17 protein-coding genes are annotated in these 22,955 nt (G+C 53.0%); 11 read left to right on the top strand and 6 right to left on the bottom strand.

Annotation, left to right across the window (positions count from 1 at the left end; genetic code table 11):
• Positions 1–12 precede the first annotated feature (12 nt).
• Positions 13–1,056: an IS110 family RNA-guided transposase gene (locus ACR02O_RS10290; protein WP_494522208.1), complete on the bottom strand. Its 1,044-nt coding sequence runs from the start codon at positions 1,054–1,056 to the stop codon at positions 13–15.
• 1,063 nt (positions 1,057–2,119) lie between these two features.
• Between ACR02O_RS10290 and ACR02O_RS10285 the strand changes: the two genes are divergently transcribed.
• The 7 genes from ACR02O_RS10285 to ACR02O_RS10255 all read left to right on the top strand — a co-directional run bounded on the left by ACR02O_RS10285 (position 2,120) and on the right by ACR02O_RS10255 (position 11,328).
• Complete coding sequence (locus ACR02O_RS10285) at positions 2,120–3,397, top strand: HlyD family secretion protein (protein WP_494523319.1); 1,278 nt, start codon at positions 2,120–2,122, stop codon at positions 3,395–3,397.
• 8 nt (positions 3,398–3,405) lie between these two features.
• On the top strand, positions 3,406–4,554 hold the full coding sequence (locus ACR02O_RS10280; RefSeq protein WP_494523318.1) for a cupin domain-containing protein: 1,149 nt from the start codon (positions 3,406–3,408) through the stop codon (positions 4,552–4,554).
• Positions 4,555–4,604: 50 nt separating this feature from the next.
• On the top strand, positions 4,605–4,850 hold the full coding sequence (locus tag ACR02O_RS10275) for a hypothetical protein (protein WP_168030509.1): 246 nt from the start codon (positions 4,605–4,607) through the stop codon (positions 4,848–4,850).
• A 430-nt stretch (positions 4,851–5,280) separates the two neighbouring features.
• Entirely contained in the window at positions 5,281–5,544 is a 264-nt protein-coding gene (locus ACR02O_RS10270; protein ID WP_171695909.1) for a hypothetical protein, read from the top strand.
• Positions 5,545–5,844: 300 nt separating this feature from the next.
• Positions 5,845–6,273, top strand: a complete 429-nt coding sequence (locus tag ACR02O_RS10265; protein WP_458137067.1) for a hypothetical protein — start codon at positions 5,845–5,847, stop codon at positions 6,271–6,273.
• Positions 6,274–6,467: 194 nt separating this feature from the next.
• Positions 6,468–9,233 (top strand): M16 family metallopeptidase, encoded by a 2,766-nt coding sequence (locus ACR02O_RS10260; RefSeq protein ID WP_494523317.1) that lies wholly within the window; start codon positions 6,468–6,470, stop codon positions 9,231–9,233.
• A complete protein-coding gene (locus ACR02O_RS10255; RefSeq protein ID WP_494523316.1) occupies positions 9,220–11,328 on the top strand; it encodes a peptidase domain-containing ABC transporter in 2,109 nt (702 codons plus the stop codon). The genes ACR02O_RS10260 and ACR02O_RS10255 overlap by 14 nt, the downstream gene beginning before the upstream one ends.
• A 66-nt stretch (positions 11,329–11,394) precedes the next feature.
• On the opposite strand, the gene ACR02O_RS10250 is transcribed toward ACR02O_RS10255, so the two are convergent.
• Together ACR02O_RS10250 and ACR02O_RS10245 are read right to left on the bottom strand one after the other, a co-directional pair.
• Entirely contained in the window at positions 11,395–11,640 is a 246-nt protein-coding gene (locus tag ACR02O_RS10250; protein WP_033155341.1) for a hypothetical protein, read from the bottom strand.
• Positions 11,641–11,693: 53 nt separating this feature from the next.
• Positions 11,694–11,903 (bottom strand): hypothetical protein, encoded by a 210-nt coding sequence (locus ACR02O_RS10245; RefSeq protein WP_494523315.1) that lies wholly within the window; start codon positions 11,901–11,903, stop codon positions 11,694–11,696.
• 435 nt (positions 11,904–12,338) lie between these two features.
• Here ACR02O_RS10245 and ACR02O_RS10240 point away from each other — a divergent pair, with 435 nt between their 5' ends.
• The 4 genes from ACR02O_RS10240 (at position 12,339) to ACR02O_RS10225 (ending at position 18,582) form a co-directional block, all read left to right on the top strand.
• A complete protein-coding gene (locus tag ACR02O_RS10240) occupies positions 12,339–14,531 on the top strand; it encodes a TonB-dependent receptor (protein WP_494523314.1) in 2,193 nt (730 codons plus the stop codon).
• A 119-nt stretch (positions 14,532–14,650) separates the two neighbouring features.
• A complete protein-coding gene (locus tag ACR02O_RS10235) occupies positions 14,651–15,361 on the top strand; it encodes a PepSY-associated TM helix domain-containing protein (RefSeq protein ID WP_033155344.1) in 711 nt (236 codons plus the stop codon).
• Between the two features lie 3 nt (positions 15,362–15,364).
• Entirely contained in the window at positions 15,365–16,048 is a 684-nt protein-coding gene (locus ACR02O_RS10230; protein WP_494523313.1) for a Fe2+-dependent dioxygenase, read from the top strand.
• Positions 16,049–16,572: 524 nt separating this feature from the next.
• Positions 16,573–18,582, top strand: a complete 2,010-nt coding sequence (locus ACR02O_RS10225; protein ID WP_494523312.1) for a TOL_0244 family TonB-dependent receptor — start codon at positions 16,573–16,575, stop codon at positions 18,580–18,582.
• Positions 18,583–18,718: 136 nt separating this feature from the next.
• On the opposite strand, the gene ACR02O_RS10220 is transcribed toward ACR02O_RS10225, so the two are convergent.
• The 3 genes from ACR02O_RS10220 to ACR02O_RS10210 form a co-directional block, all read right to left on the bottom strand.
• Positions 18,719–19,105: a NifB/NifX family molybdenum-iron cluster-binding protein gene (locus ACR02O_RS10220; RefSeq protein WP_494523311.1), complete on the bottom strand. Its 387-nt coding sequence runs from the start codon at positions 19,103–19,105 to the stop codon at positions 18,719–18,721.
• 226 nt (positions 19,106–19,331) lie between these two features.
• Positions 19,332–20,195: a class I SAM-dependent methyltransferase gene (locus ACR02O_RS10215; RefSeq protein ID WP_494523310.1), complete on the bottom strand. Its 864-nt coding sequence runs from the start codon at positions 20,193–20,195 to the stop codon at positions 19,332–19,334.
• A gap of 34 nt (positions 20,196–20,229) precedes the next feature.
• Entirely contained in the window at positions 20,230–22,950 is a 2,721-nt protein-coding gene (locus ACR02O_RS10210; protein ID WP_494523309.1) for an EAL domain-containing protein, read from the bottom strand.
• Positions 22,951–22,955: the final 5 nt, after the last annotated feature.

Raw genomic sequence — 22,955 nt, 5'->3', positions numbered from 1 at the left:
TTTCATCATTTTTTACTCGGCGATGATGGATTCAGGGATGGCATAAAACCGTGTGTTATCGAACGGCTGATCGTGCTTCAACATGCCATGGATCGCATGCAGTAATTTACGCATGACGGCGCAGACGGCTTGCAAAGGTTTCTTGCCGTTGTCGATCAAATGCTGGAAATACGCTCGCACATGCGGATCGTGCTGTTTGGCACTCAAGGCCGGCATATACAACGCCGAACGAATATGCCGGTTACCGGCCTTGGATAGCCGCATTTTCTTGTGTACGCTTTTGCCCGACTCAAAGGCCTTGGGATCGAGTCCGGCAAACTTGACCCATTCGCGATGCGACAGGTTGGGCGGCAATAGCAGTAGTTCGCCCATCAAGGCAATGGCGCTGGTTTGGGCAATGCCTTTGATGCCGGTCAACAGGTCGAATATTCGTTGCAGTTCCGGATGCTGGTCGATCAACGCCAGCGCCTCGCCAGCCAACGTATCGATGCGTTTTTCCAGCTGACTAATCGCCAATTTGGCATCGCGTAGTAGGGCCTTCGGCGTTTCCTCGGTCGCACTCAGCGCATGTAGATGATTTTTCGCGGCGGCCTTCTGACCGGTTAGCGCGTCGATACGGCGAGCATAGCCGCGCAAAGCCAGCGCTTGATTCGAAGGACGAGTCCAGGCGACGAAATCCATGCGCTCGACATATTCGGCCAAGGTGTTGGCATCGACGGCGTCGGTTTTACTGTTTTTCATCAATACCTTAGCGAAGTGATGCGAAGCCTTGGGATTGACCACCATCACAGGTACACCGACGTCGTGTAGCGCAATAGCAAGATCGAAATGGTAAATACCGGTGGCTTCCAGACAGACCTTGATGCCGGGTAATTTGATCAACTTATTCACCAGACGCGCACGGTCGCTACGAGTATTAGCATATTTTTGCGGGTCGAACGGCTTGCCGTTCTTGCGGATCACTAAAACCAATTCGTCGGCGCCGACATCCACGCCGGCAAACAGGCGATGGACAGATTCAGCGGGGGTGTTGAGCGAGCGGTTCGTCATCATCATTTTTAAATACAGTTTAAAGGGAAGTACACTATTCACCGGTTCCCGACCCTGCACATGCACCTACCTTCCTTGTGTATGCAGGCTCTAAGCCTCGGATACTCCACGGTATGGGTGAATAGGGCGGGGGCCAATCTACACGACAGGCTCTGGTAAACTACCAGTCCTCAGGGTGGGACGGCCTCCCAATGAACAATCACAGCTTAATCGGTTTTTCTGGGCTATCGGTTGTTAAAATTCATCATACAAGGGTGGGCACGGGGTTTTGTGCCCACGCGGATTTGAATGGTGGGCAATTTTGCCCACCCTACCTCTGCTCGCAACATGCGCTGGAGTAGGCTGCCGGTGAGCTTGCGAACCGCACCGTTCGCGAAACGGTAGAATTTACTCCTTGCGGTTCGTTACCTCACCGCTAGCCGCGAACCTCCGATCTTTTCACAGCAGGCCCGGCGCATACCCGCCGAAACCGGCAGCGACACGACGCTGCCAACCGTCGAAGTTAAAGCGCAAGCCGCAGGCGATCAGGTGCCTGGGACGAATGTTTAAATCTGCTCGGCTTCGATATACCTTTCGAGACGGGCAAATACAAGATTGGTTATTCAGTCGAAGCCTTGGCTGCTGCAAAACTAAGCAAACAAGACCTACCGCATAATATGAGTTGACACCAAGCGAGAACTTCCTTAAAGTCCACTCAGCCTTCGCGCAGAAGGCGTATTGCCAGCCATGTCTCCTGACTAGCCAGCCCTCACGGTGCTAATCAATTCATCCAGGGGACCTTATGACCATATCATTTTTTGCTAGCCGCCATTTCGTTTCCGGCTTTCTTACTAAAGCCGCAAAGTCCATCCAACAGCTGATTTTTAGCTCGACGTTATTAACCCAGCCCTTAAACACCGTTCGCCTCAATGCCCTGGAGGGTACTTTGCCTGTCGAAGGGCCAACCCGCTCACGCTTCGACGCGCTCAGCCCGAACTGGGCGCCAAGGATAAATAGGACCGGGTTAATAGCCTAAGCGGCCCAACGAAACGCCTCGCTGTCAAACATCGAAATTCGATAGGCAGGACGCATGTTTTCGACGAATCTTTATCGCGCAGAAGCCATGACAGCGCAGACCGGACGCTTGGAAGGCGACATCCTGCTGGCGAGATCCTGGTCGTCGTGGCTGGTATTCGGGATTGTGTTAACGCTTGTTGCCATCACCGTTTTATTTATCAGCTTTGCGTCTTATACCAAACGAACCAACGCTGCCGGCATGTTGGTCCCGAACGGCGGTGCGATTATTATTGCCACGCCCGCGCCAGGGCTTATCTCGGCGGTTCATGTGGAAGAAGGCCAAACAGTTCACGCCGGAGACACCTTATTTACGTTAAGAGACGAACGCCACCTTTCTTCATTCACAAACCGGTCGGACGCCAGCGGAGCCCGATTCGCCGATCAGCTTGAAGCGGCACTGCTCGCGGAAGAAGAAGCCAATCTCCGGGAAAAGCGCCAATTAAGCACCCTGCAGGACAAAAATAATTCGGCACTATCCAGACAGTTGGCGGCAATACAAGTATCGATTGCCGACGCCAAACAACAGATAACTCAGCATCAGGAAAGATTGTTCCTGGCGGAGCAGCGCCTGAATAAGCATCGCGGCCTGGCGGCATCCGGCTTTATTGCAAAAGATAAATTGGACGAGGAGCTGGACAACCTGACGCTATTGCGTGCCCAGGCAGCGGATTTAAAGCGGGATTACGACGAACTGGAGCGAAAAAAATTGGAGCTGGAGGACGAAAAACGCATCGCACCGGAAAAAACCCAAATCAGCATCGCCAATATCGACCAGGACTTAAGCATACTCCGCCAAAAAATCCAGGAAACCCATATTCAAAGCCAATTGGCTATCGTCGCCCCGATTGACGGCATGGTCACCGGTATTAGCGTGCACCCCGGCCAAATTTCGGATAAGGATGCTTTGGCAACCTTGCTTGGCGATGGCGCGGAACTGACAGCGCAATTGTACGTGACCACGCGCGGCATCGGCTTTGTCGAATCCGGCCAGAAAGTACGTTTGCGTTACCAAGCCTACCCCTATCAAAAGTTCGGCCAGTATTCCGGAACGGTCGCAAGCGTCTCGAAAAATCCGGTTTCATCGAAGACCTTACCGAATTTATTCGCCAATTCCCCACCGGACGATTATTACCGCGTCACCGTAAAACTCGATTCGCAGTTTGCCTCGGTGTACGGCGAACCGAAACGGCTGGTATCCGGCATGATCGTGGAGGCTGACATCGAACAAGATACGCGGCGCTTAATCGAGTGGATGATCGAACCGCTTTACGGATTAACCAAATATAACTAGGGAACGCTATGTCACTGATTCATTTCGGCATCGATAGAACACAATTTTTCGATGCGCATTACCAAAGCCGGTGGTGGCTGAAGCGCCAAGTGCTGTCCGAGAACAATTTAAATTGGAAGCATATCGACCAGGCGCTTTACGCCATGGAAAACGCCAATACGCAAATTAAGTTATTTAAAGACGGACCGGTCGATCCGAGCCGCTATACCGAGCCCTATTGGGAACTGGGCGAACAACGCACACGTATCGTCAAAGACGTTTTGTACCGTTATTTAACGGACGGCGCGACCTTGGTATTAAACAAACTACAGCTCTACCTCCCGGAAATTAACGACTATTGCATGGACGTGGCGCAATTCGTCGGCGAAAAGACCAACGCCAATGCCTATGCGGCATTCGGCGGCGACGGTTCGTTCGGCAAACATTGGGATACTCACGATGTGTTCGCCTTGCAACTGATCGGACGCAAAAGATGGCGCCTCTATCAACCCACATTCGAATTGCCTTTAAACCATCAAACCAGCCTAAACCATAAAGCGGAATGCCCGACGGAACCGGTGCTGGATACGGTATTGGCGGCCGGGGATTTGTTGTATATCCCAAGAGGCTGGTGGCACGAGGCCCTGCCTATCGCCGGCGACGAGACGTTTCATATCGCCATAGGCACCTTCCCGCCTAAATTATTGGATTATCTGCTTTGGCTATGCGGCAATCGACTGCCGGACCGCATTGAAAGCCGGGGGTCTATCAACCCTTATCTCAATACGACGGGTCTCATTGAATGTTTTATCCCGCTATTACAAAGCACGCTAGCCGAACCGGAAAATCTCCATAATTTTTACATCGCGTTTACGGAACAACAAAGAGTTAAATCGCGATTTAATATTGGCAGTTTGTCTCCGACCGGCATATCGGATAACCCTGCCCTTCTGCGCAATAACATTCGAATAAACTCGTTCCTACCCATATCCAACGATCAGAAAACTTTATTAGCCAACGGCTTCAAGATAAATCTCGACACCGAGAGCGCCGATTTTCTTGCCGGCATCAGTTCAGCCGATAACTCGCCGGCTAATAAAAGTACCAAGCAATTGTCCGATAAGGAGAATCAACTGTTGAAACAATTATCGATACTCGACCTTATTGAGAGGTTTTAGATAATTCGATAAAAAATAATTTTATAATCTTTATTCAAGGAGATAAATATATGCGTGAATTAACTATTACGGAAATGGAGATTGTCAGCGGAGGGGTTGACTGGGATGAAGTTAGCGGTGGTTTAGCATTTGTAGGAACCGGCATCGCATTAGTTGCGGCTGCACCTGAAGTGGGCGCTGTAGTCGTTGCAACCGGGGCGGCGGCCGTAATCTTAGGTGGATTTGCCATAGGAGATGGCTTGGTTGAAGGCGGTGCTTTGAGTAGCGGTGGCGGGGAAGATGGCGATGGAAGCTAAACATCATTCACTCCCACATTTATCAACTTAACATGGCGTTATTGCGATATGAACGAGACACAGACTTATTTATTGGTTTTCGGCGTTATCCTTGTGATAATTACAACCATTATAGGAAAATCAAGATTTATTAAACCCAGCTCAGAAACAATAAGAAAGAGAGTGCTTTGGATTAGTTTATCAATTATTTATATCAACGCCTTGACTCATTTTACCATTAAACTTTTATCGTAAATATATTACCTAACCCCATAAAATCCGCCACACCAAAATGTTCGGCATTGCTTATAAGACTGGGCCTATTGATTATTTAAACTATCAGCACTGCGAACCATTATCGCAATCCACCTTGAATCAACAACAAAAGCATTGAGAATCGGTGGCCGGTAAAAACAAATATACCTATTAATTAAAAGATAAGGAGATAGAAATGCGTGAATTGACAATTCGTGAAATGTCTGTTGTCGGCGGAGGTATATCAGTCGGCGATCAAATCCAAGGCGGAACTGTTATCGCCACCGGGGGTGGCTTTACAGCTGCGCAAGCTGCTGCGGTTGGCAGTGTCATAGGTGTTGCTGTCGGTGTTGTAGGCGTTGGGCTGGGATCTTTTCTTCTGGCAGACGCCATGCTCAATGATGGAGCATTATTTGCACAAATTCAGCGAGAATTACATGGTGAAGATGGCGACGGTTAGTAAGTTTTGGAGGGTTACTTTACCGATTATTTATTGAGGATGGCGCAATGATTTATCTTTTTATTAGTTTATTTTTTTCTGCAATGGCCTCTGTTATCTCTCTTGAAATGGTGATTAAAAGTCAATTACGTAAAGACAAGGACGCTATGACAAGATTTCAGTTTTTACTTCATTTTCTGAATTCGATAGCTATTTGCTTAATTGCATGGTTTATATTAAAAAGTTGATAAAATAAAAAATGGCTTGCCAAAGCCATTTTTTATATCTGCCCTATATTAATTTTTTCTACCTAAACTCATCATGAAAAATCACCCATTTTTAATTTCAGTTACCTCGGCTTTTACCCTATTATCGGCACTTACGGTATTAGCATTCGTATTTCCAAAATCGACTGCAGATATCAGCTCTCATCTCCATGGCGAAGAAGCGGTTATCTTGTATATCGCCTTCTTTTTGATATTTATGGCAGGCGTTTTTTATTTTAAAAAAAACCAAGATAACATAGAAAGATTATTCTCAGGGAGACAAACTACCGAATTCGTGTATCGACGCGATATAACAACTTACTTAATGGCAGGATTTATTTGTGCCGGCGCGTCTTCAGAATTAGTTACCCAAGACAAAGCACTGCACGACAAGATTGTTACGGTCTCTGGAGTATTTTTATTACTGAGTATCATAGCTGTTATTTATCGAAGATTTTGGCCGTCAACAAAGCCATTTCGATAATACTTCCTCAGATATTGGTTAAAGCTTAATTCCCGCCTAACGAGTCGGATTGCCTATCAATATTCATCCGCATGAGATTTCAAATATGGCGCATCTCTGTTGTATTTATTGACGTGTATCTCTCTAAGTTTCGTTATTGCCGATCGATATTTAATTAACCTCGACTTATCCAACCCTAGAAAGGAATCTTACCCATGAACCCTACCCGCTCGACCTTAATAGCATGTTTAATACTAACTCTCGTCAACGTTGGTACCGGGCACGCCACGGAAAATAATACAAACAGCGCCGCCGCCGAGAAATACGGCGCGATCGAACGGCGATTCGAGAACGGTTTCCGAGCCGTGTTGGTTCCCGATATTAAGGCCGAGCAGACGGCGGTGACGCTGGTGTATTTCAGCGGTTCGCTCGCCGATCCCGAGGGAAAGTCCGGCCTTGCGCATTTGCTGGAGCATTTGCTATTTAACGCGCCCACGACGCCGGGCGATCATTTGCTGGTCAGCGAGCTGGCGCGCCGCAACATTGCCTATAACGGCAATACCCATTTCGACCGCACTATCTACCACGCCGCCTTTTCCAGCGACCAGCCCACTCTGAACTGGCTGCTGGAACAAGAGGCCTTGCGCATGCATAAACTGAAGATTACGGAAACGGATATTGCCAGGGAATTACCCGTGGTATTGCGGGAAAAAGAGCTTGGCGATAGCAATCATCAGCAAAAATTGGCGCAACAAATACTGCCGGTTGTCACTCGCTTTGCGCCCTATGCGCGTCCGCCGATAGGTAACGAAACTGAATTACGCGGTATCGCCATCGGCGACGTCCGGGCTTTTTATCGGACCCACTATCGTCCCGACAACGCGCTGTTGATCATTACCGGCCGATTTGACGCAGCCGCAACCTGGAAGCAATTGGACACTCATTTTGGTGAGATTAAATCGCCAAAAATCGGGCAAGCACCCGTCTTCCAAGCGGGGTCCCGGTTGGAGGGCGGCGACCCGCAACCGAGTTTTCGCGGCGAAGGCGATGTTGCTTCCGTGTCGTTATTTTATCCGTTACGCCATTCGTTCGATGCCAAGCATGTTGCGGCGATGGGCCTACTGAGCGGCTTGCTGGCCGGTTCGCCCGCCAGTCGCTTACATGAATCGCTGGTTAGTGCCGGACAGGCAGCCTCTGTCTCGGCTATGCCCTTGCTATTACGCAATGCGGGTGCATTCGAAGTAACCGCGCTGCCGCTGTCAGCCGATAGCGAAGCGTTGGAACAACTCCAACACACCTTAGCAAAACAGTTGCATTCGCTGGGCGATACCGCGTTCACGGAAACAGAACTGGAACGCACCAAAAACTTGATCCGCAACGAAGCTTTACACGTGCAATCTCAAGCCGCTGCTTTTGGCTACCGTTTGGCGGAATTTGCCTCCCTCGGCGACTGGCGGCTGTGGTTCGAGAGCATTGACGCGGCCCAAGAAATGTCTTTGGCGGAGATTCAGCAAACGGCCAAAACGCTTTTCCAGCAAGGTCTCCCGGTTGCCCAGTTGATGAGCAGTCGGCATGCGGCAAGTGTCACGGCGCGGAAAGAAGCCCTCGTACCGCAAGCGACAAGCGCCGAACTATCCCCCACGTCCGCGCCTGCGCACCTGCCGGAAACCACGAGCCTGGCGGCTAACGATGCGACGGCGACGGCCCTTGATGCGCAAATCGAGCGCTTTAGCATTAACGAGTCGCTGGCGGTTGCCCTCTGGCCCAAGCCCATACCGACCGGCCGGGTGCAGGGACAGTGGAATCTACGTATGGGCACGGCGGACAGCATGCTTGGCAAACGTATGTTGGCGGACCTAACCGGCAGCCTGTTGGCGCACGGTTCGGCCAGTTTAGATCGGCAACAACTGTTTGATCGCTTGGTGGGTTTGGATGCCCACTTGTCTATGACGCCGATGGAGGACCGCTTGGCGATTCGCTTCGATCTGCCCGCGAAGTCGTTGCCGGAATTTCTGGACGTTCTAATCGATGTTCTTCGTCATCCGGCACTGCCGGAGCAGGGATTCAAAGAAATCGGCAATCAGTTGCGCGTCGCCTACCAAAGCCTGGGCGCTAAACCGCAAGTCGTCGCGGAACAAGCCTTGACCGCACTCACCAGCCCATACCCAATCGGCGACATCCGCCGCGAGCCCGGCATGGCGGAAGCGCTCGCCGCGTTGGAGCGCATCGAATTGAACGATGTAAAAGCCTTCCACGCCGATTATTACGGCGCGAATGGGGAGTTGCTGCTGTCCGGGGAGTTTGATGCCAACGCGACACGCCGGCAGTTGGAAAGCCTGTTAGGTCCCTGGCGCAGCAAGCAGGCCTACCAGCGGCCGCCCCTGCCTTACACCACTTTGGCACCCGGCCGGCATGTCATGACCGTAGCCGATGGCGCGCACGGCATTTACACGGCACAGCTTAGACAGCCGTTGCAAGCGGACGAGACGGACGCCCTGGCCTTAATGCTGGCGAATGTCGCGCTGGGCGAGGATGCGATTCAATCCCGCCTCGGTCGCCGCCTGCGTCAACAAGAGGGTATTTCCTACGGCGTGGCCAGCAAGATCAGCGCTTCCGCCTTCGAACAGCGCGCCACCCTGACCATCAGCGCAAGTTATGCGCCGGCCCTGCGGCAACAACTCTCCAAAGCCGTGCACGAGGAACTGGCGCTGCTGGTTAAAGACGGCCTCAGCGCTGCGGAATTCGACAGTGCAAAAGAGAACTGGCGCCATCGCAACGATCTGAGCAAGCTGGATCATGACAAGCTGTTCGGCAAGCTGAATCTGCTATTACGCTTAGGGCGCGACATGCACTACTACACCGACATCAATGCCCGCGTTGAAGCCTTGACGCTGGCCCAGGTGAATGCGGCGATTGCCCGCCACATCAATCCCGATCAGTTGCTGGAAGTGTTTGTCGATACCAACAATGAAGCACCTTAAGCACTCGCACCATTCGTCGTACTTGCAAACCACCGCGGCCGAATGCGGCTTGGCCTGCGTAGGCTATATCGCCGCCTGCTACGGTGCCGCACACAGCATGAGCGACTTACGCGCCAAGTATGCGGTGTCGCTACGGGGCTCCACGCTGATGGATTTGGTCGGAATCGGCGCGGCATTGGGATTTTCATGCAGACCGCTAAGACTGGAATTGGCGGAGCTCGACCAACTCAGTCTCCCCTGTATTTTGCATTGGCAAATGAGCCATTTTGTCGTGCTAAAAAAAGTGGCGCGCGGCCGGGTGCTGGTCCACGACCCGGCCAAGGGCGAAAGGGAGCTGGCTATAGCCGAAGTCAACACCCTGTTTACCGGCGTGGCCTTGGAACTGACACCTGCGCCGGCGTTCGAGCGTATTACGCCGAGGTCGCGTATTCCTCTCGCTAAACTGGTCGGTAAAGTCGACGGCCTGATCCGGAGCTTGACGCAAATCGCGGTATTGGCCGTTGCCATGCAATTATTCGCCTTGCTGACACCGATAGTTGCCCAATGGATCGTGGACGGTGCGATTGTGTCCGGCGACCGGGATTTCCTGTTGGTATTAGCCTTGGCCTATGCCTTGATTGCCGTGATTAAGATCGTGTTGGAAGCCGTTAGAAGCTGGCTGGCCATCGTGCTGGCGACGCAATTCAATCTGCAATGGGCCGGCCGCATTATCGGCCATTTGTTAAGGCTGCCCGTGCATTGGTTCGAACTACGGCACACCGGCGACATCGTATCCCGATTTCAATCGATGCAAGCCATTCAACAGACGCTGACCGGCAAATTAGTCGAAGTGGTCTTGGACGGCGGATTCGGTTTAATTGTCCTGGCGGTGATGTTGCTGTACAGCCCCACGCTGAGCGCTTTCGCCGTCGCCGCCGTATTGGCCTATTTGCTAATCCGCGTTTTGCCCCATGGGATTTATCATCGGTTAACCGATGAAGCACTGGCGCACGAGGCCAAGGCGCAAAGCCATTTTCTGGAAAGCATTCGCGCCGTGCACACCACAAAGTTGGCGGGTTTGGAAGAGCAGCGCCGGGCACGCTGGCTGAATTTGTTCGTCGCTGGCGTGAATAAACGCATCGGCGCGCAAAAAATGTCGCTGGGATTTTCGCTGGGTTATAGCGCGGTGTTTGCCGCCGAAGCCATCGCCGTGCTGGCGGTCGGCGCGACCATGGTCATGGACAACGCTTTGACCGTCGGCATGCTGATGGCGTTTATTTCTTACAAGGACGACTTTACATCGCGGATGCAACGGCTGATCGACAACCTGATGTCGATGCGCATGGTCAGCCTGCATGTGGAGCGTTTGTCCGATATTGTCTTGGCGGAAAAAGAACAGACTGACGGCTGCGCCGCAGACAAAGTCATCAACCGAAAGGATTTCAGCCCCACCATCGAGTTTAAAAACCTGGGCTTTCGCTACGGCGCGAATATGCCCTGGATATTTCGCAATTTGCATCTGTCCATCCAACCCGGCGAACACATCGCCATCGTCGGCGCGTCCGGATGCGGAAAAAGCACCTTGGTCAAACTCTGCTTGGGCCTGCTGGAACCGACCGAGGGTGTCATCGAAATCGACGGCATGCCTTTAAGCCAATTCGGATTGGCCAATTGGCGCCGGCTGGTGGGCGCGGTATTGCAGGAAGACCAGTTATTCTCCGGGAGCCTTCAGGAAAATATTTCCGGCTTCGACTTACAAACCAATTTCGAGCTGCTGAAACAAAGCGCTCAACTCGCCGGCATCGACGATGAAATCGAGGCTCTGCCCATGCGTTATCTGTCCCAGGTTGGCGATATGGGCAGCAGTTTTTCCGGCGGGCAAAAGCAACGGCTCATCATTGCGCGGGCGCTCTACAAAGTGCCGTCGGTACTGGTCCTGGACGAAGCGACCAGCCACTTGGATGTCGAAACAGAGCGGAAGGTGAATTTGGCAATCAATTCGTTAAGCATCACCCGCTTAACTATCGCCCATCGGCCGGAAACCATAGGCATGGCGGACAGAGTCGTGTCTCTGGATACCAGCATACACAGTAAAAGCAGAATGGGTAGTTTCTGAAGGCTATTCCGCCACCCCACTATCTTAGGCAAACCTCCGGGGAATTTTCCGGCAAGTGCGGTTTCGCTAATTGAGTCTGGTGCTGGATTTAACCACCGTAAAGCCGGCGCGTTTGCTTTTGTCTTTTTGACCGGCTCTGGCCTGGTGCGCGGCTTCGGCCATGGTGTCGGCAAAGCTCAGAAAATCCGCCACTTCCAGGCGCAATGACATGTTCTGCAAATGCAGGTGGACGACGCCGCATTCGCGGCAAATCAATACCTTGCTTAAGGCCGTCGCCGCCAAACATTCGTGGGTACAGGGTTTGTTGCTCATACGTTTACTCCTTCAAAAATCGTCAGGGATTGGGTAAAAAACTTTTAAGCGGACTAAAGCTCGGGATTCGCTAAACCATGATTGAGCTTGGCTATTGCCTGAGACAGGAACATTTTCCAAACGATTTGTTTCGACCCTAAATCAAGACAGCGGAAATCCGTGGCATGGATTTCGCCTTTTTCGACCAACGCCGCCAAAACTTCCGGAGCGATTGCCAAGCGCACAGCCTCGGGTTCTCTAAATAAGGGGAATAATCTTTTCACGTCGCGGCAGCTGATTTTTAATCTGTTTCAAATGATAATTATTCTCATTTGAAAAGTAAAGTATTTCTTCCTCCTTGAAATTTCAGCTATTAACTCGCCGTTGGTTTTGCAGCCTAAAGGCTAATTTCCGCAAGCCTTTAGGCTGTCGAGCGCCAGAAACGGCTGGAATGCGCTCAAAAACTTAAGCCTATCCAAGCTTTGATTTCGAATTGGGAAACAGTCTGCACGCAAATTCCGGAGTTGACATTAGCCTCAAAAAAAATAAAATGAGAATCGTTATTATTTGAGAATGATCTTATTTCTTGGCTTTTTGGAGCCACATATCTCGAATAGCGATCAATAACCGACGGACAATAACTGTCGGTTCGTAAAATCTTAGCCACCCAGCATTCCCAGCCAGGCAGCCAGCACTATTTATTCAGTTACGGGAATACTATGTCTGCAAACCATTCGACCACGAAAAAAAACACCCCTGCCAAGTGGCGCTTGGGGGCTTTATTGCCGCTGGGCGCGGCTCTGAGCGGAGCAGCATTCGCCGCCGACCAGACCGCCGACGTAGCGGCCAACAATGATCAAGAAGTGGTTTTGGAAGACGTTAAAGTCAAAGCCAACCGCGAAAAGCAAGCCATTCGTTTCAAAGCCGAAACCTCGACCACCGGCAGTAAAACCGAGATGGCACTGCGCGATATTCCGCAGTCTGTCAGCGTGGTTAAAAAAGAACTGATCGAGTCGCAAAACGCCTTCAACCTGCGCGACGCTTTACGCAACGTCAGCGGCCTGACCATTGCCGCCGGCGAAGGCGGCCGTACCGGCGATTCCATTACCTTGCGCGGCTTCGCGGCCAGCTCCGACCAATATCTGGACGGGGTCAAAGACAACGGCCAGTACACTCGCGACACCTTTTTCATCGAAAGAGCCGAAGTGCTGAAAGGCGCATCGTCAATTTTATTCGGTCGCGGCGCCACCGGCGGCGTGATCAATCAAGTAGCAAAGAAGCCCACCGGTAAAACCGGGATTAACGGCAGCTTTACCTACGGCTTGTACGACTTCAAACGCACCGCCATCGATGCCGAAACCAAATATCAAGATTTATCGGCCCGGCTGAATGTGATGTATCAGGATGCCGATTCCTATCGCGACTACAACTACAGCAACCGTTGGGGTATCGCGCCTTCGTTCAAATGGGACATCAGCGCCGATACCGATTTGACGCTAAATCTGTTGCACCAACAGGATGAAGGCGTGTTCGATTACGGCGTGCCCATGTATCGAGGCCGGCCGGCCGGCGTGCCTATCAACACCTTTTACGGCTTCACCGATAACCGGATGATGGACACCGATGTCAATGTGGCCACCGTGGCGCTAACCCACCGTTTCGACCAGGACTTCTCGGTGAAAAACTCAATCCGCTACGGCGACTACGAGCGTAAATACCTGACCCATCTGTATTCCGGCGCAGCGGCCTATACCGGCGCCAATGCCGGCACCATCGCCCGTTCGCAAGCCTTGCGCCTGAACACTCAGGAAAACATCTACAACCAGACCGACTTTGTCTACAAAAAGCCCTTGTTCGGCTTCAACAATACCTTGATGTTCGGTAGCGAATTCGGTTGGGAAGAATACGATTACAAATCCAAAAACTCGACCGGCGTCAGCCGGGTGTCGATATTCAATCCGCGCCTTACCGCCAGTACCACCGGCTTGGCGTACGACTTCAGCGGCACGCTGGACACCAGCCGTCTGACCCAAGCCCAAACCTACGCGGGTTATGTGTTGGACCAATTCGAGATCAATCCGGAATGGAAATTACTGGCCGGCACCCGCTACGATGTGTTCGAGGCCCAACAGACTGATCGGATAGGCAGCGCCGACTTCAATAGCAGCGTCGATCAATGGAGCCCGCGCGGCGGCATCGTCTGGCAGCCCAGCAAAGCGCAATCCTATTATTTCAGTTACGGCAAGTCGTTTAATCCGTCTGCGGAAAGCCTGAGTTTGTCGGCCAACAACGCCAACCTGCCACCGGAGCAGAATCATAACTATGAGATCGGCGGCAAATGGGAACTGTTCGACGGCAAATTATCGGCCACCGCCGCCCTGTTCCGCCTGGAAAAAACCAACGCCCGCACTACCTCACCGCTGGATGCCAATCTGCAAATCCTTGCAGGCGAGCAAAGTACGGACGGCTTCGAAGCCGGTCTGGCCGGCGAAGTGTTGCCGAAATGGGATGTGTCGCTGACCTATGCTTATCTTGATTCGAAAATCACCAAGTCCACATCAACAGCCACCGGCTCGGTCAGCGGCTTAGTGAAATCGTTCGAGGGGATGACGGCCGTCAACGTGCCGGAGCACAGCGGCGTAGCCTGGAGCACTTATCATCTAACCGACAACTGGGAGATCGGCGGCGGCGTGTACTACGCCAGCCACCGTTATGCCGACAGCGTCAACGAAGCGGTATTACCGGGTTACGCCCGCCTGGACGCAGTGGTGGCCTATCATCAAAAACATTACGACGTGCAACTCAACGTGTTCAACCTGACCGATACCGTCTATTACGAATCCGGACAAACCAACTCGGCCTTGCCGGGCACGCCGGTATCCGGGCAGTTGACGGTGAGCTTTAAATACTAAACTCGACGTGTGCGAACGGTTAAACAACATCCGCTATTGGTGAGATGGTTTAACCGTTCCGCCCAATCCGCAAAACCCCTTATTTGCAATTGCCATAGCCCGCTTTTGGAACCCGACCCATGAACACCGCAACCGACTCATTATTGACGCCAGCCAACCGCCCGCCCAAGAAAACCAACGGCGGCTACTTGTTTTTACCGAAAAGCCTGTCGCGCGGCGCCTTTCTTAAATGGCTGCGCCGCACCCATGCCTGGTTCGGGCTGTGGGGCGCGGCGTTGGGCTTGCTGTTCGGCTTTACCGGGATTTTAATGAATCATCGTGACATCTTGAAAATTCCGATTGGTCGCATGGAACAAAAAGAAATCCAGCTGGCCTTGCCGGAACCGCATCCCGCGGACCCGAAAGCAATGGCGGCCTGGCTGGGTGAAACGCTGAGCATCGATACGTCCCACGCCAAAATTCGCAAGGAACCCGGTAAAACCGTAACCTGGAACAATCAACCGGTTCAGCAGCCGGCCTCCTGGCAGATCAACGTGCGCAATCCGCAAAGGATACTGTCCGCCGACTATTGGGAGGGCAACGCCTTTGTCACGGTCAAGCAAGGCGAGGCCAACCTGTTGACCACTTTGAATAATCTGCATAAGGGCACCGGCATGGGCGTCGGCTGGGTCTTATTGGTCGATACCTTGGCGGGCGGTTTGATCCTGCTGGCTTTGACCGGCACCCTGTTGTGGACCAGGCTACACGGCAACCGGTTGGCCGCCGCCGGCTTAGGGCTGGGCTCCATGAGTCTGGCGGTGTTTTTTGCCTTGCAAGCCATCTCGGGTTAGACCATGTTGATCCAAATTCCGGAAGTCCTCTCCCCTGCCGAACTGCAACAGCTGGGCGATATGCTGGCCGACGCGCCTTGGGCGGATGGCCGCATCACCGCCGGCAGTCAGTCGGCACAGGTCAAAAACAATTGGCAATTGCCGGAGCAAACCGAGCAAAGTCAGGCGGCCCGTGCCATCCTGCTGAATGCCCTGAATCGCAATCCCCTGTTTCTGTCGGCGGCGCTGCCGAAAAAGATTTTCCCGCCTTTGTTTAATCGCTATGCCGGAGAACACAACACCTTCGGCAACCACATCGATAACGCCATCCGCCACTGCCCGATCAGCGGCGAACGGGTGCGTACCGATTTATCAGCGACGATTTTCCTGGCAGACCCGGACAGTTACGATGGCGGCGAACTGGTCATCGAAGACACCTACGGCGAACACGCCGTGAAGCTCGCGGCCGGGGATATGGTGTTGTATCCCGGTTCCAGCCTGCACCGGGTGGAGCCGGTGACGCGCGGCGCGCGGCTGGCCTCGTTCTTCTGGCTGGAAAGCATGGTGCGGGAAACCGAACGCCGCCGCCTGTTATTTGAAATGGACATGGCTATCCTGGAATTGCGCAATACGCAGGGCGACAACAACCCGACCGTCAATCTGACCGGCTGCTATCACAACCTACTGAGGATGTGGGCGGAGGTGTGAAACCCGCCTGATAGTTTATTCCGGCTCCTATATAGACTCAGTATCGTCATCCCTAGAACGCGGTAACCTTAGCGCCGCCCTTTTGGCCCTGGGCGGCGCGGGGCCGCTGATATATCAGGGCCGGGGAACAACAAACTGCGTCAGCTTAAGTCCTCGTGCCACTGCCGTTGGCATAGCGCTGAAAACTTTATCTTCATCCCGCCGCCAACGGCCAACAGCGTATCCCCTCCTCCCCTATTTGCGTGGCCCTCACGCGCAGCACATTCCATCGCACCTGTCAGCGCAGAACGCTGTCCGTCAACAGATTGACCTATTGACCAGCCTTTTCTTGCGTTCACCATTTCCATTAAGGCGGGCGGCATGATACTTGAGGGCCGGAAAGGCCAGCACCTTTATGCGCCTGACAAAGTAGAATGCATAAATGCTACAAAAACTTTGTGATAAATCGATGCTGCGCTACATTTGCAGCTGAAGAATTAACCCGAGAGACACGCTGTCTCTTGCCATGCCCCATTTGCTACAGAATGAAAAATACCTTTTACCCCGTTTGGATAGGCGCGCTGTGTTTGGCTGTTCATACGGAGATCGCTTCGGCCGATACCGATTTAACCGAGTTGAATTTAGAAGAACTACTATCGGTAAAAATCACATCCGTTTCCAAAAAAACCCAAGCGCTAGGCGATGCGGCGGCGGCGGTATTTGTGATTAGCAACGACGACATCAAACGCGCCGGCGCCACTAACATTCCCGATGCGCTGCGTCTGGCTCCCGGCATTGACGTCGGCCGCATCGACGCCAACAAATGGGCCGTCAGCTCGCGCGGTTTTAATGGCCGGTTTTCCAATAAATTACTGGTGCTGATCGACGGTAGAAATATCTACACACCGGCTTTCTCGGGTGTTTATTGGGAAATGCAGGATGTCATGCTGGAGGATGTGGAGCGCATCGAGGTGATTCGCGGCTCCGGCGCCGCGCTGTGGGGAGCCAACGCCGTGAATGGCGTCATCAACATCATCACCAAACATGCCGCCGATACCCAAGGCGGCTTACTCAGCGCCGGCGGCGGTAGCGAGGAACGCGGATTCGGTGCATTCCGCTATGGCGGCAAGCTCAACGAAAACACCAGCGGCCGCGCCTATCTCAAAGGTTTTGATCGTGACACGCTCAGCAGAGCCGACGGCCAGCCCGCCGGCGATGCCTGGAGCAAAATGCAAGGCGGCTTTCGCATCGACTCCGACTGGTCGGCCGCCGACTCCGCCACCGTGCAAGGCGATGTTTATCATAGCAATTTAAACCAGCAAATCGGATTAGCTACGTTCACCGCGCCTTATCGAGAAACGATTGCCGACCAGGTACAAGCCACCGGCGGCAACTTGCTGGGCCGTCTACAACATCGCATTTCCGACACCTCAAATTACGCTCTACAACTGTACTTCGACAGCTATGACCGTCGGGAAAGTTTTATTGAAGAAGAGCGTTATACCGGCGACGTCGATTTTCAACACCGCTTTGCGCTAAACGACTGGAACGACATCATCTGGGGAGCGGGTTATCGATATACCTATACTAAAGAAAACCAAGTTAAGCAGACCTTAGTTAACTTCACGCCACCTCAACGCGGCGAGAGTTATTTCAGTACCTTTCTCCAAGACCAATTAACCTTGGTGGACGAGCTGCTATGGCTGACGCTGGGTTCCAAACTGGAGCACAACGATTACACCGGCATCGAAGTGCAACCCACCGCCCGCCTGCTGTGCGGACCGGATCCCAATCACCGGCTGTGGGCCGCTATTTCCCGAGGCGTGCGCATTCCGTCGCGGGTGGATGCGCATATGGAGTTAATCGGCCAAGTCGTGCCGCCACTTACCAGCCCCAACAGCACGCCCTTACCCCTGGCCCTCGCGGTAACCGGTTCCAACGCTTATCAATCCGAGGAGGTGCTAGCCTATGAAACCGGCTATCGATACACCCCCAGCAACAGCTTTTCCTTGGATGTATCGTTGTTTTATAACGATTATCAAAATCTGCGCTCCTATCATCCTGGAGCGATAGACCCGGCAAATTTGCCGTTTTTTATCAAACAGCCTTTGATTATCGACAATACCGGCAAGGGCAAAACCTATGGCGTGGAAACCTCGGTAGTTTGGAAAATGCTGGATTGGTGGCGCTGGGACCTGAGTTATAGCGTGTTGAAAACCGAGCTGACCAGCAATCCCTATTATCAGGAAGCAGTATCGCCGCAGCACAAAACCTCGTTGCGCGCGATGCTCAATCCGACACCGGACGTTACCCTGGATGCCTGGCTGCGATATGTGGACAACGCCAGCGCCTTTACCTTAAGCGGGCCGGCATACATTAAAGCCTACACCACCCTGGATTTGCGTCTGGCCTGGAAGCTCAATCAAGCCGTCGAATTATCGCTGGTCGGCCAAAACCTGTTGGACAACCAACATCTGGAATACATTCAGGAAACTTTCACCCAAGCTGCCGAAGTGCAACGCGGCGTTTACGGCAAAGTGGTTTGGGAGTTTTGAGTTTGTAGTAAAACAACTGCGCCGAGCTAGTAAGCGACACGGCCCTTGAACTTACCAAAGCAGTAATACCGCTCAGCGAACCAAGTCCGGCAACTGGGCTCCCGCCTGTGCGGGAGCGACAATATTTGAGTACGGATCACTGATCGCTGGTTTTTAGGCAATGTGCTTCCTCGTGCGGCAGGCCATCGACAAGTTCGCCGGCCAGATAGGCGGCCACTGCTTGCAAAGGCGATGTCTCGCTGGTGGTATGCAGCTCAGTATTTCTCTCCAGCAGGTTCCGCTTCACCCCGTCTCCCGCCGACCCGGCAATCGCCACATCAACATAATGCAGCGGATGCCGATTGCCGTCGCCGCGCACATGCCATTCGTGCAGGCTGCCAATCTCGGTTAGATCAAGCGTCCAAGCCAGACTCGCCTCCGCTGCATTTTCGGCAACATAAACCAGCCAGCGCGATGCCCTGCCGGCATGCGGCGCGATATTCCCCTCTTTTTCAACAGCCACGGCAATTAGTATTTCGTTCATCGATTCGGCACCTTTATAACCAAGAAAATTTCCTGTGGAGTAGACGCCCTCATATCGAAATAGTCAACGTTAGCGTAAGCCGTTAGCTAATTCAAAGGTACGTCCCGTAAGTCGTCATTTCGGCAGGGATTGCCGAAATCCAGACTGCATGGATAGCTAGAAGCTTGCCGTCCATGGCGCTGGATGCCCGCTCTTGTGCCCTGTGGCTTTTTTTGGGCTAGCTGAGCTATTGCACCGCACCAAGCGCCGCGCCAGGCTTTATAAACCGCAAGGTCATTCGATCACTTTCGCCGATCGCGGCGTATTTATCCCTATCCTTGCTGCCAAGACCAAATGCCGGCGGCAAGCGCCACACGCCGCCCTCGCGGTCTTTGCTGTCGGCTGGGTTGGCATTGATCTCGCTGGCAGCCTGCAATACAAAGCCGGCCGCACCGGCCCAGGCAATCAGCTGATTTTGGCCGATATACCCCGAAAAATCGTCGTCCGCCACATCGCCGTTTGCCCGATGTTCGACCAGCCCCAGCGTACCGCCAGGTTTAAGCACGTCGAAAAAACCTTTGAACATCAATGCCACGCTATCCGCTTCCCGCCAGTTATGGACATTGCGGAACGTTAGCACCACATCCGCTGAAGCGGGTGCGCCAAACGTCGGCTTGGCTTCGTCATAAAGCCGAATCTCCGGACTACCGTATAGGCTCGGTGAGGCACGCAATTTGCGCTCAAGCGCGTTGAGTTGCTTTGCATAATAATGTTTGGCGCTGTTCTTGACGGCACTCTCAGGGTTTATCACCGCGGCAATGTAATGGCCGTTTTCCCGAAGCAAAGGCGCCAGAATCTCCGCGTACCAACCATAACCCGGCGTAATTTCGATCACAGTCTGTCCAGGATTCACGCCGAAGAATGTCAGCGTTTGCAACGGATGCCGCCAGTTGTCGCGGGCGACGTTGGCAGGGTCGCGCCACTTGCCGGCAACCGCTGCTTCCAGTGTCCATACCGGCTCAGTGCCCGTCGCTGTGGAATGTGCGTCCTCCGACGCAGGACAGGCAACCAGCGCTGCGATAACTGCGGTGGCAAGCAGTATTCGAATCACAGTCGCTTCAGCCCTCTTTGCATTCGGCTTATATTCAAGGCAATCCAAAAGACTCCGGCTTTTTAATGCACAGTGCTTCAAAATCAGCCAACGGTATCGGCTTACTGAACAAGTAGCCCTGATATAACTGACAGCCTTGCCGTTCCAAGAATGTCAACTGCTCTTCGGTTTCAACGCCTTCGGCGATACTTTCGATACCCAAGTTATCGGCCATGCCGATGATGGTTTGCACAATCACCGCATCACTTTGGGATACCGTAATATTGCGCACGAAGGACTGATCGATCTTCAATTGGTCTATCGGTAACTTGGTCAGATAGTTCAGCGACGAATAGCCAGTGCCAAAATCGTCCATCGAAAAACGCACGCCAAAATCACGCAGTTGCTGCATCTTCACAATCGCATCGTCAATGTCATCCAGCACCAAACTCTCGGTGAGCTCAAGTTTCAGCCGATTAGGGCTCAAGTCGCAGCGCGCCAGGGCAAGCCGGACTTGCTCAACAAAATCATCCTGATGAAACTGCAGGGCGCTGACATTCACAGCAAGCTGTAACTCTGACTTAAGCGGATCGTTTTCCCAGGCTTTGAGCTGCGCACAAGCCGAGTCCATGACCCATTTACCAATCGGCAAGATCAAGCCAGTGTCCTCAGCCAATGGAATAAATTCCGCAGGCGAAACCAGGCCGCGCTCGGGATGGAGCCAACGTATCAAGACTTCTGCGCCAAGAATCTGACCGGCGCGGTTGACCTGCATCTGGTAATACAGCACCAATTGCTGCTCGCTTAGCGCCACACGCAAATTGCTTTCCAATACCGCGCGGGTTTCCAAAGCAGCCTGCATCACCGGATCGTAAAACAGCAGCTTGTTACGGCCGCCGCGTTTGGCTTGGTAAAGCGCGGTATCGGTGTATTTCAGCAATTCCTCTGCCGTAATATGTTGGTTGCGAAACATGCAGATACCCATGCTGGCCGAGCAATGGTGATCGTATCCCTGCAACGAATAAGGCTGATTAATGGCAGAAAGAATTTTACCGGCCAGCATTTTGGTATGGGCAGACGCACGGGTTTCGTCTGCACTTAGGCTGTTCAATATCATCACAAATTCGTCGCCGCCCAACCTGGCGACGGTATCGCCTTCGCGCACGCATTCTCGCAGACGTTGGGCAACCTCGATCAGCAGCAAGTCGCCAATCGTATGGCCTTTGGTGTCGTTGAGCGCTTTGAAGTTATCCAGGTCAATAAACAAGGCCGCGCCATGCTTATCATGCCGGGCATTGGTGACTATGGCTTGTTGCAGGCGGTCGTAAAGCAGACGGCGATTCGGCAGATTGGTTAACGGATCGTAAAACGCTAGGCGCTCGATCTCGGCTTCCGCCTGTTTTTGAGCCAACGCGCGGCTGAAATTCTCCAAGGCGAAGTTAATATCCATGGACATTTCGACCAACAGGTCGCGCGCCGCATCGTCGAAGGCGTTCGCTTCATCAGCGTACAGTACGAATGCGCCTACCGCCTGGTCGTTTTTGAGTAGAGGCAACGCAGCCGACGCCGCCCAGCCGGCGCGCAAACCTTGTTCGCGCCACGGCACGGTCATCGGATCGTTAATAAAATCCTGGCACCAGCAAGGGCGTTGTTCGCGGATTGCCACGCTGGCGGGACCGCGGCCGAAAGCACTGGCGGCATCCATGCACATATCGATAGTAGCCAACTCTTCCGCGCCTTCCCCAAAACTGGCGATCGGGCGTATCGAGCACTGATCGGCCGCAAACAAGCCAACCCAAGCCATTTTCATACCGCCAAACTCCACGGCAGCACGGCAAATTTCCAGGAACAGTTCTGTTTCGTCGGCACTGTGGACGATGGCTTTATTGCAATGACTTAAGGCCGCATAGAGCTGCATGTGACGTTGGACTTTCGCTTCTGCCGCTTTACGCTCGGTCACGTCGCGGGCAATGCCGAGCACGCCTATCGGTTTGCCGTCCTGATTCAATACCGGTGTCTTCAGAGTTTCGAACAAGCCGTAGTAACCGTTATCAGCGAAAGTCAGCCATTCTTCGTTGGCGCAAACCTTGCCGGCGGCCAGCGCTTTGCGATCATGGTCCCGGAAAAAATCGGCCAGTTCCCTGGAGGTAAATTCGTAATCGGTCTTGCCGACGATGTCGGCTTCCTTGGCGCCGTATAAGCGTTCGAATTGCAGATTGCAGCTGATATACACACCCTGCAGATCCTTTAACCAGACCAGATCGGGAATAGTCCGCAGCAAGGTGTGCATGAGGCTATGGGCCGCAACCAGATCGTTCAGACTGGCTCTGAGCTTTTTCTCGCTCTCCAGGAGCTGGTGGCTACGCTCTTCCACCAACTCTTCCAGATGATTGCGCAGCCGGTCGATTTCCAAATGTGTGCGCACGCGCGCCAGCAGTTCCTCACGTTGATACGGCTTGGTGACAAAGTCCACCGCGCCTAGCTCAAAGCCTTGGACTTTTTCTTCCGGGTCCGACAGCGCACTGATGAAAATAATCGGCACATGGCGGGTATCCGGATGCGCTTTGAGCAGACGGCAAACCTCAAAGCCGCCCATACCCGGCATCAAAATATCCAGCAACACCAAATCAGGCGGATTGGCGGTAGCAAAATTAACGGCCAGCTCACCGTTTATCGCCGAGCGCACCTCGTACCCTTCAGCCTTAAGCAGGTCCGACAGCAACTTCAAAGACGCCGAAGTGTCGTCAACGACCAGAATTTTGCCTGCATTTACCATGATGT

This window comes from Methylomonas sp. PHL2-19 (genome assembly GCF_059331595.1).
Note: the sequence above shows the minus strand (reverse complement) of the source record. Positions and strands in the feature narration are given on the sequence as shown.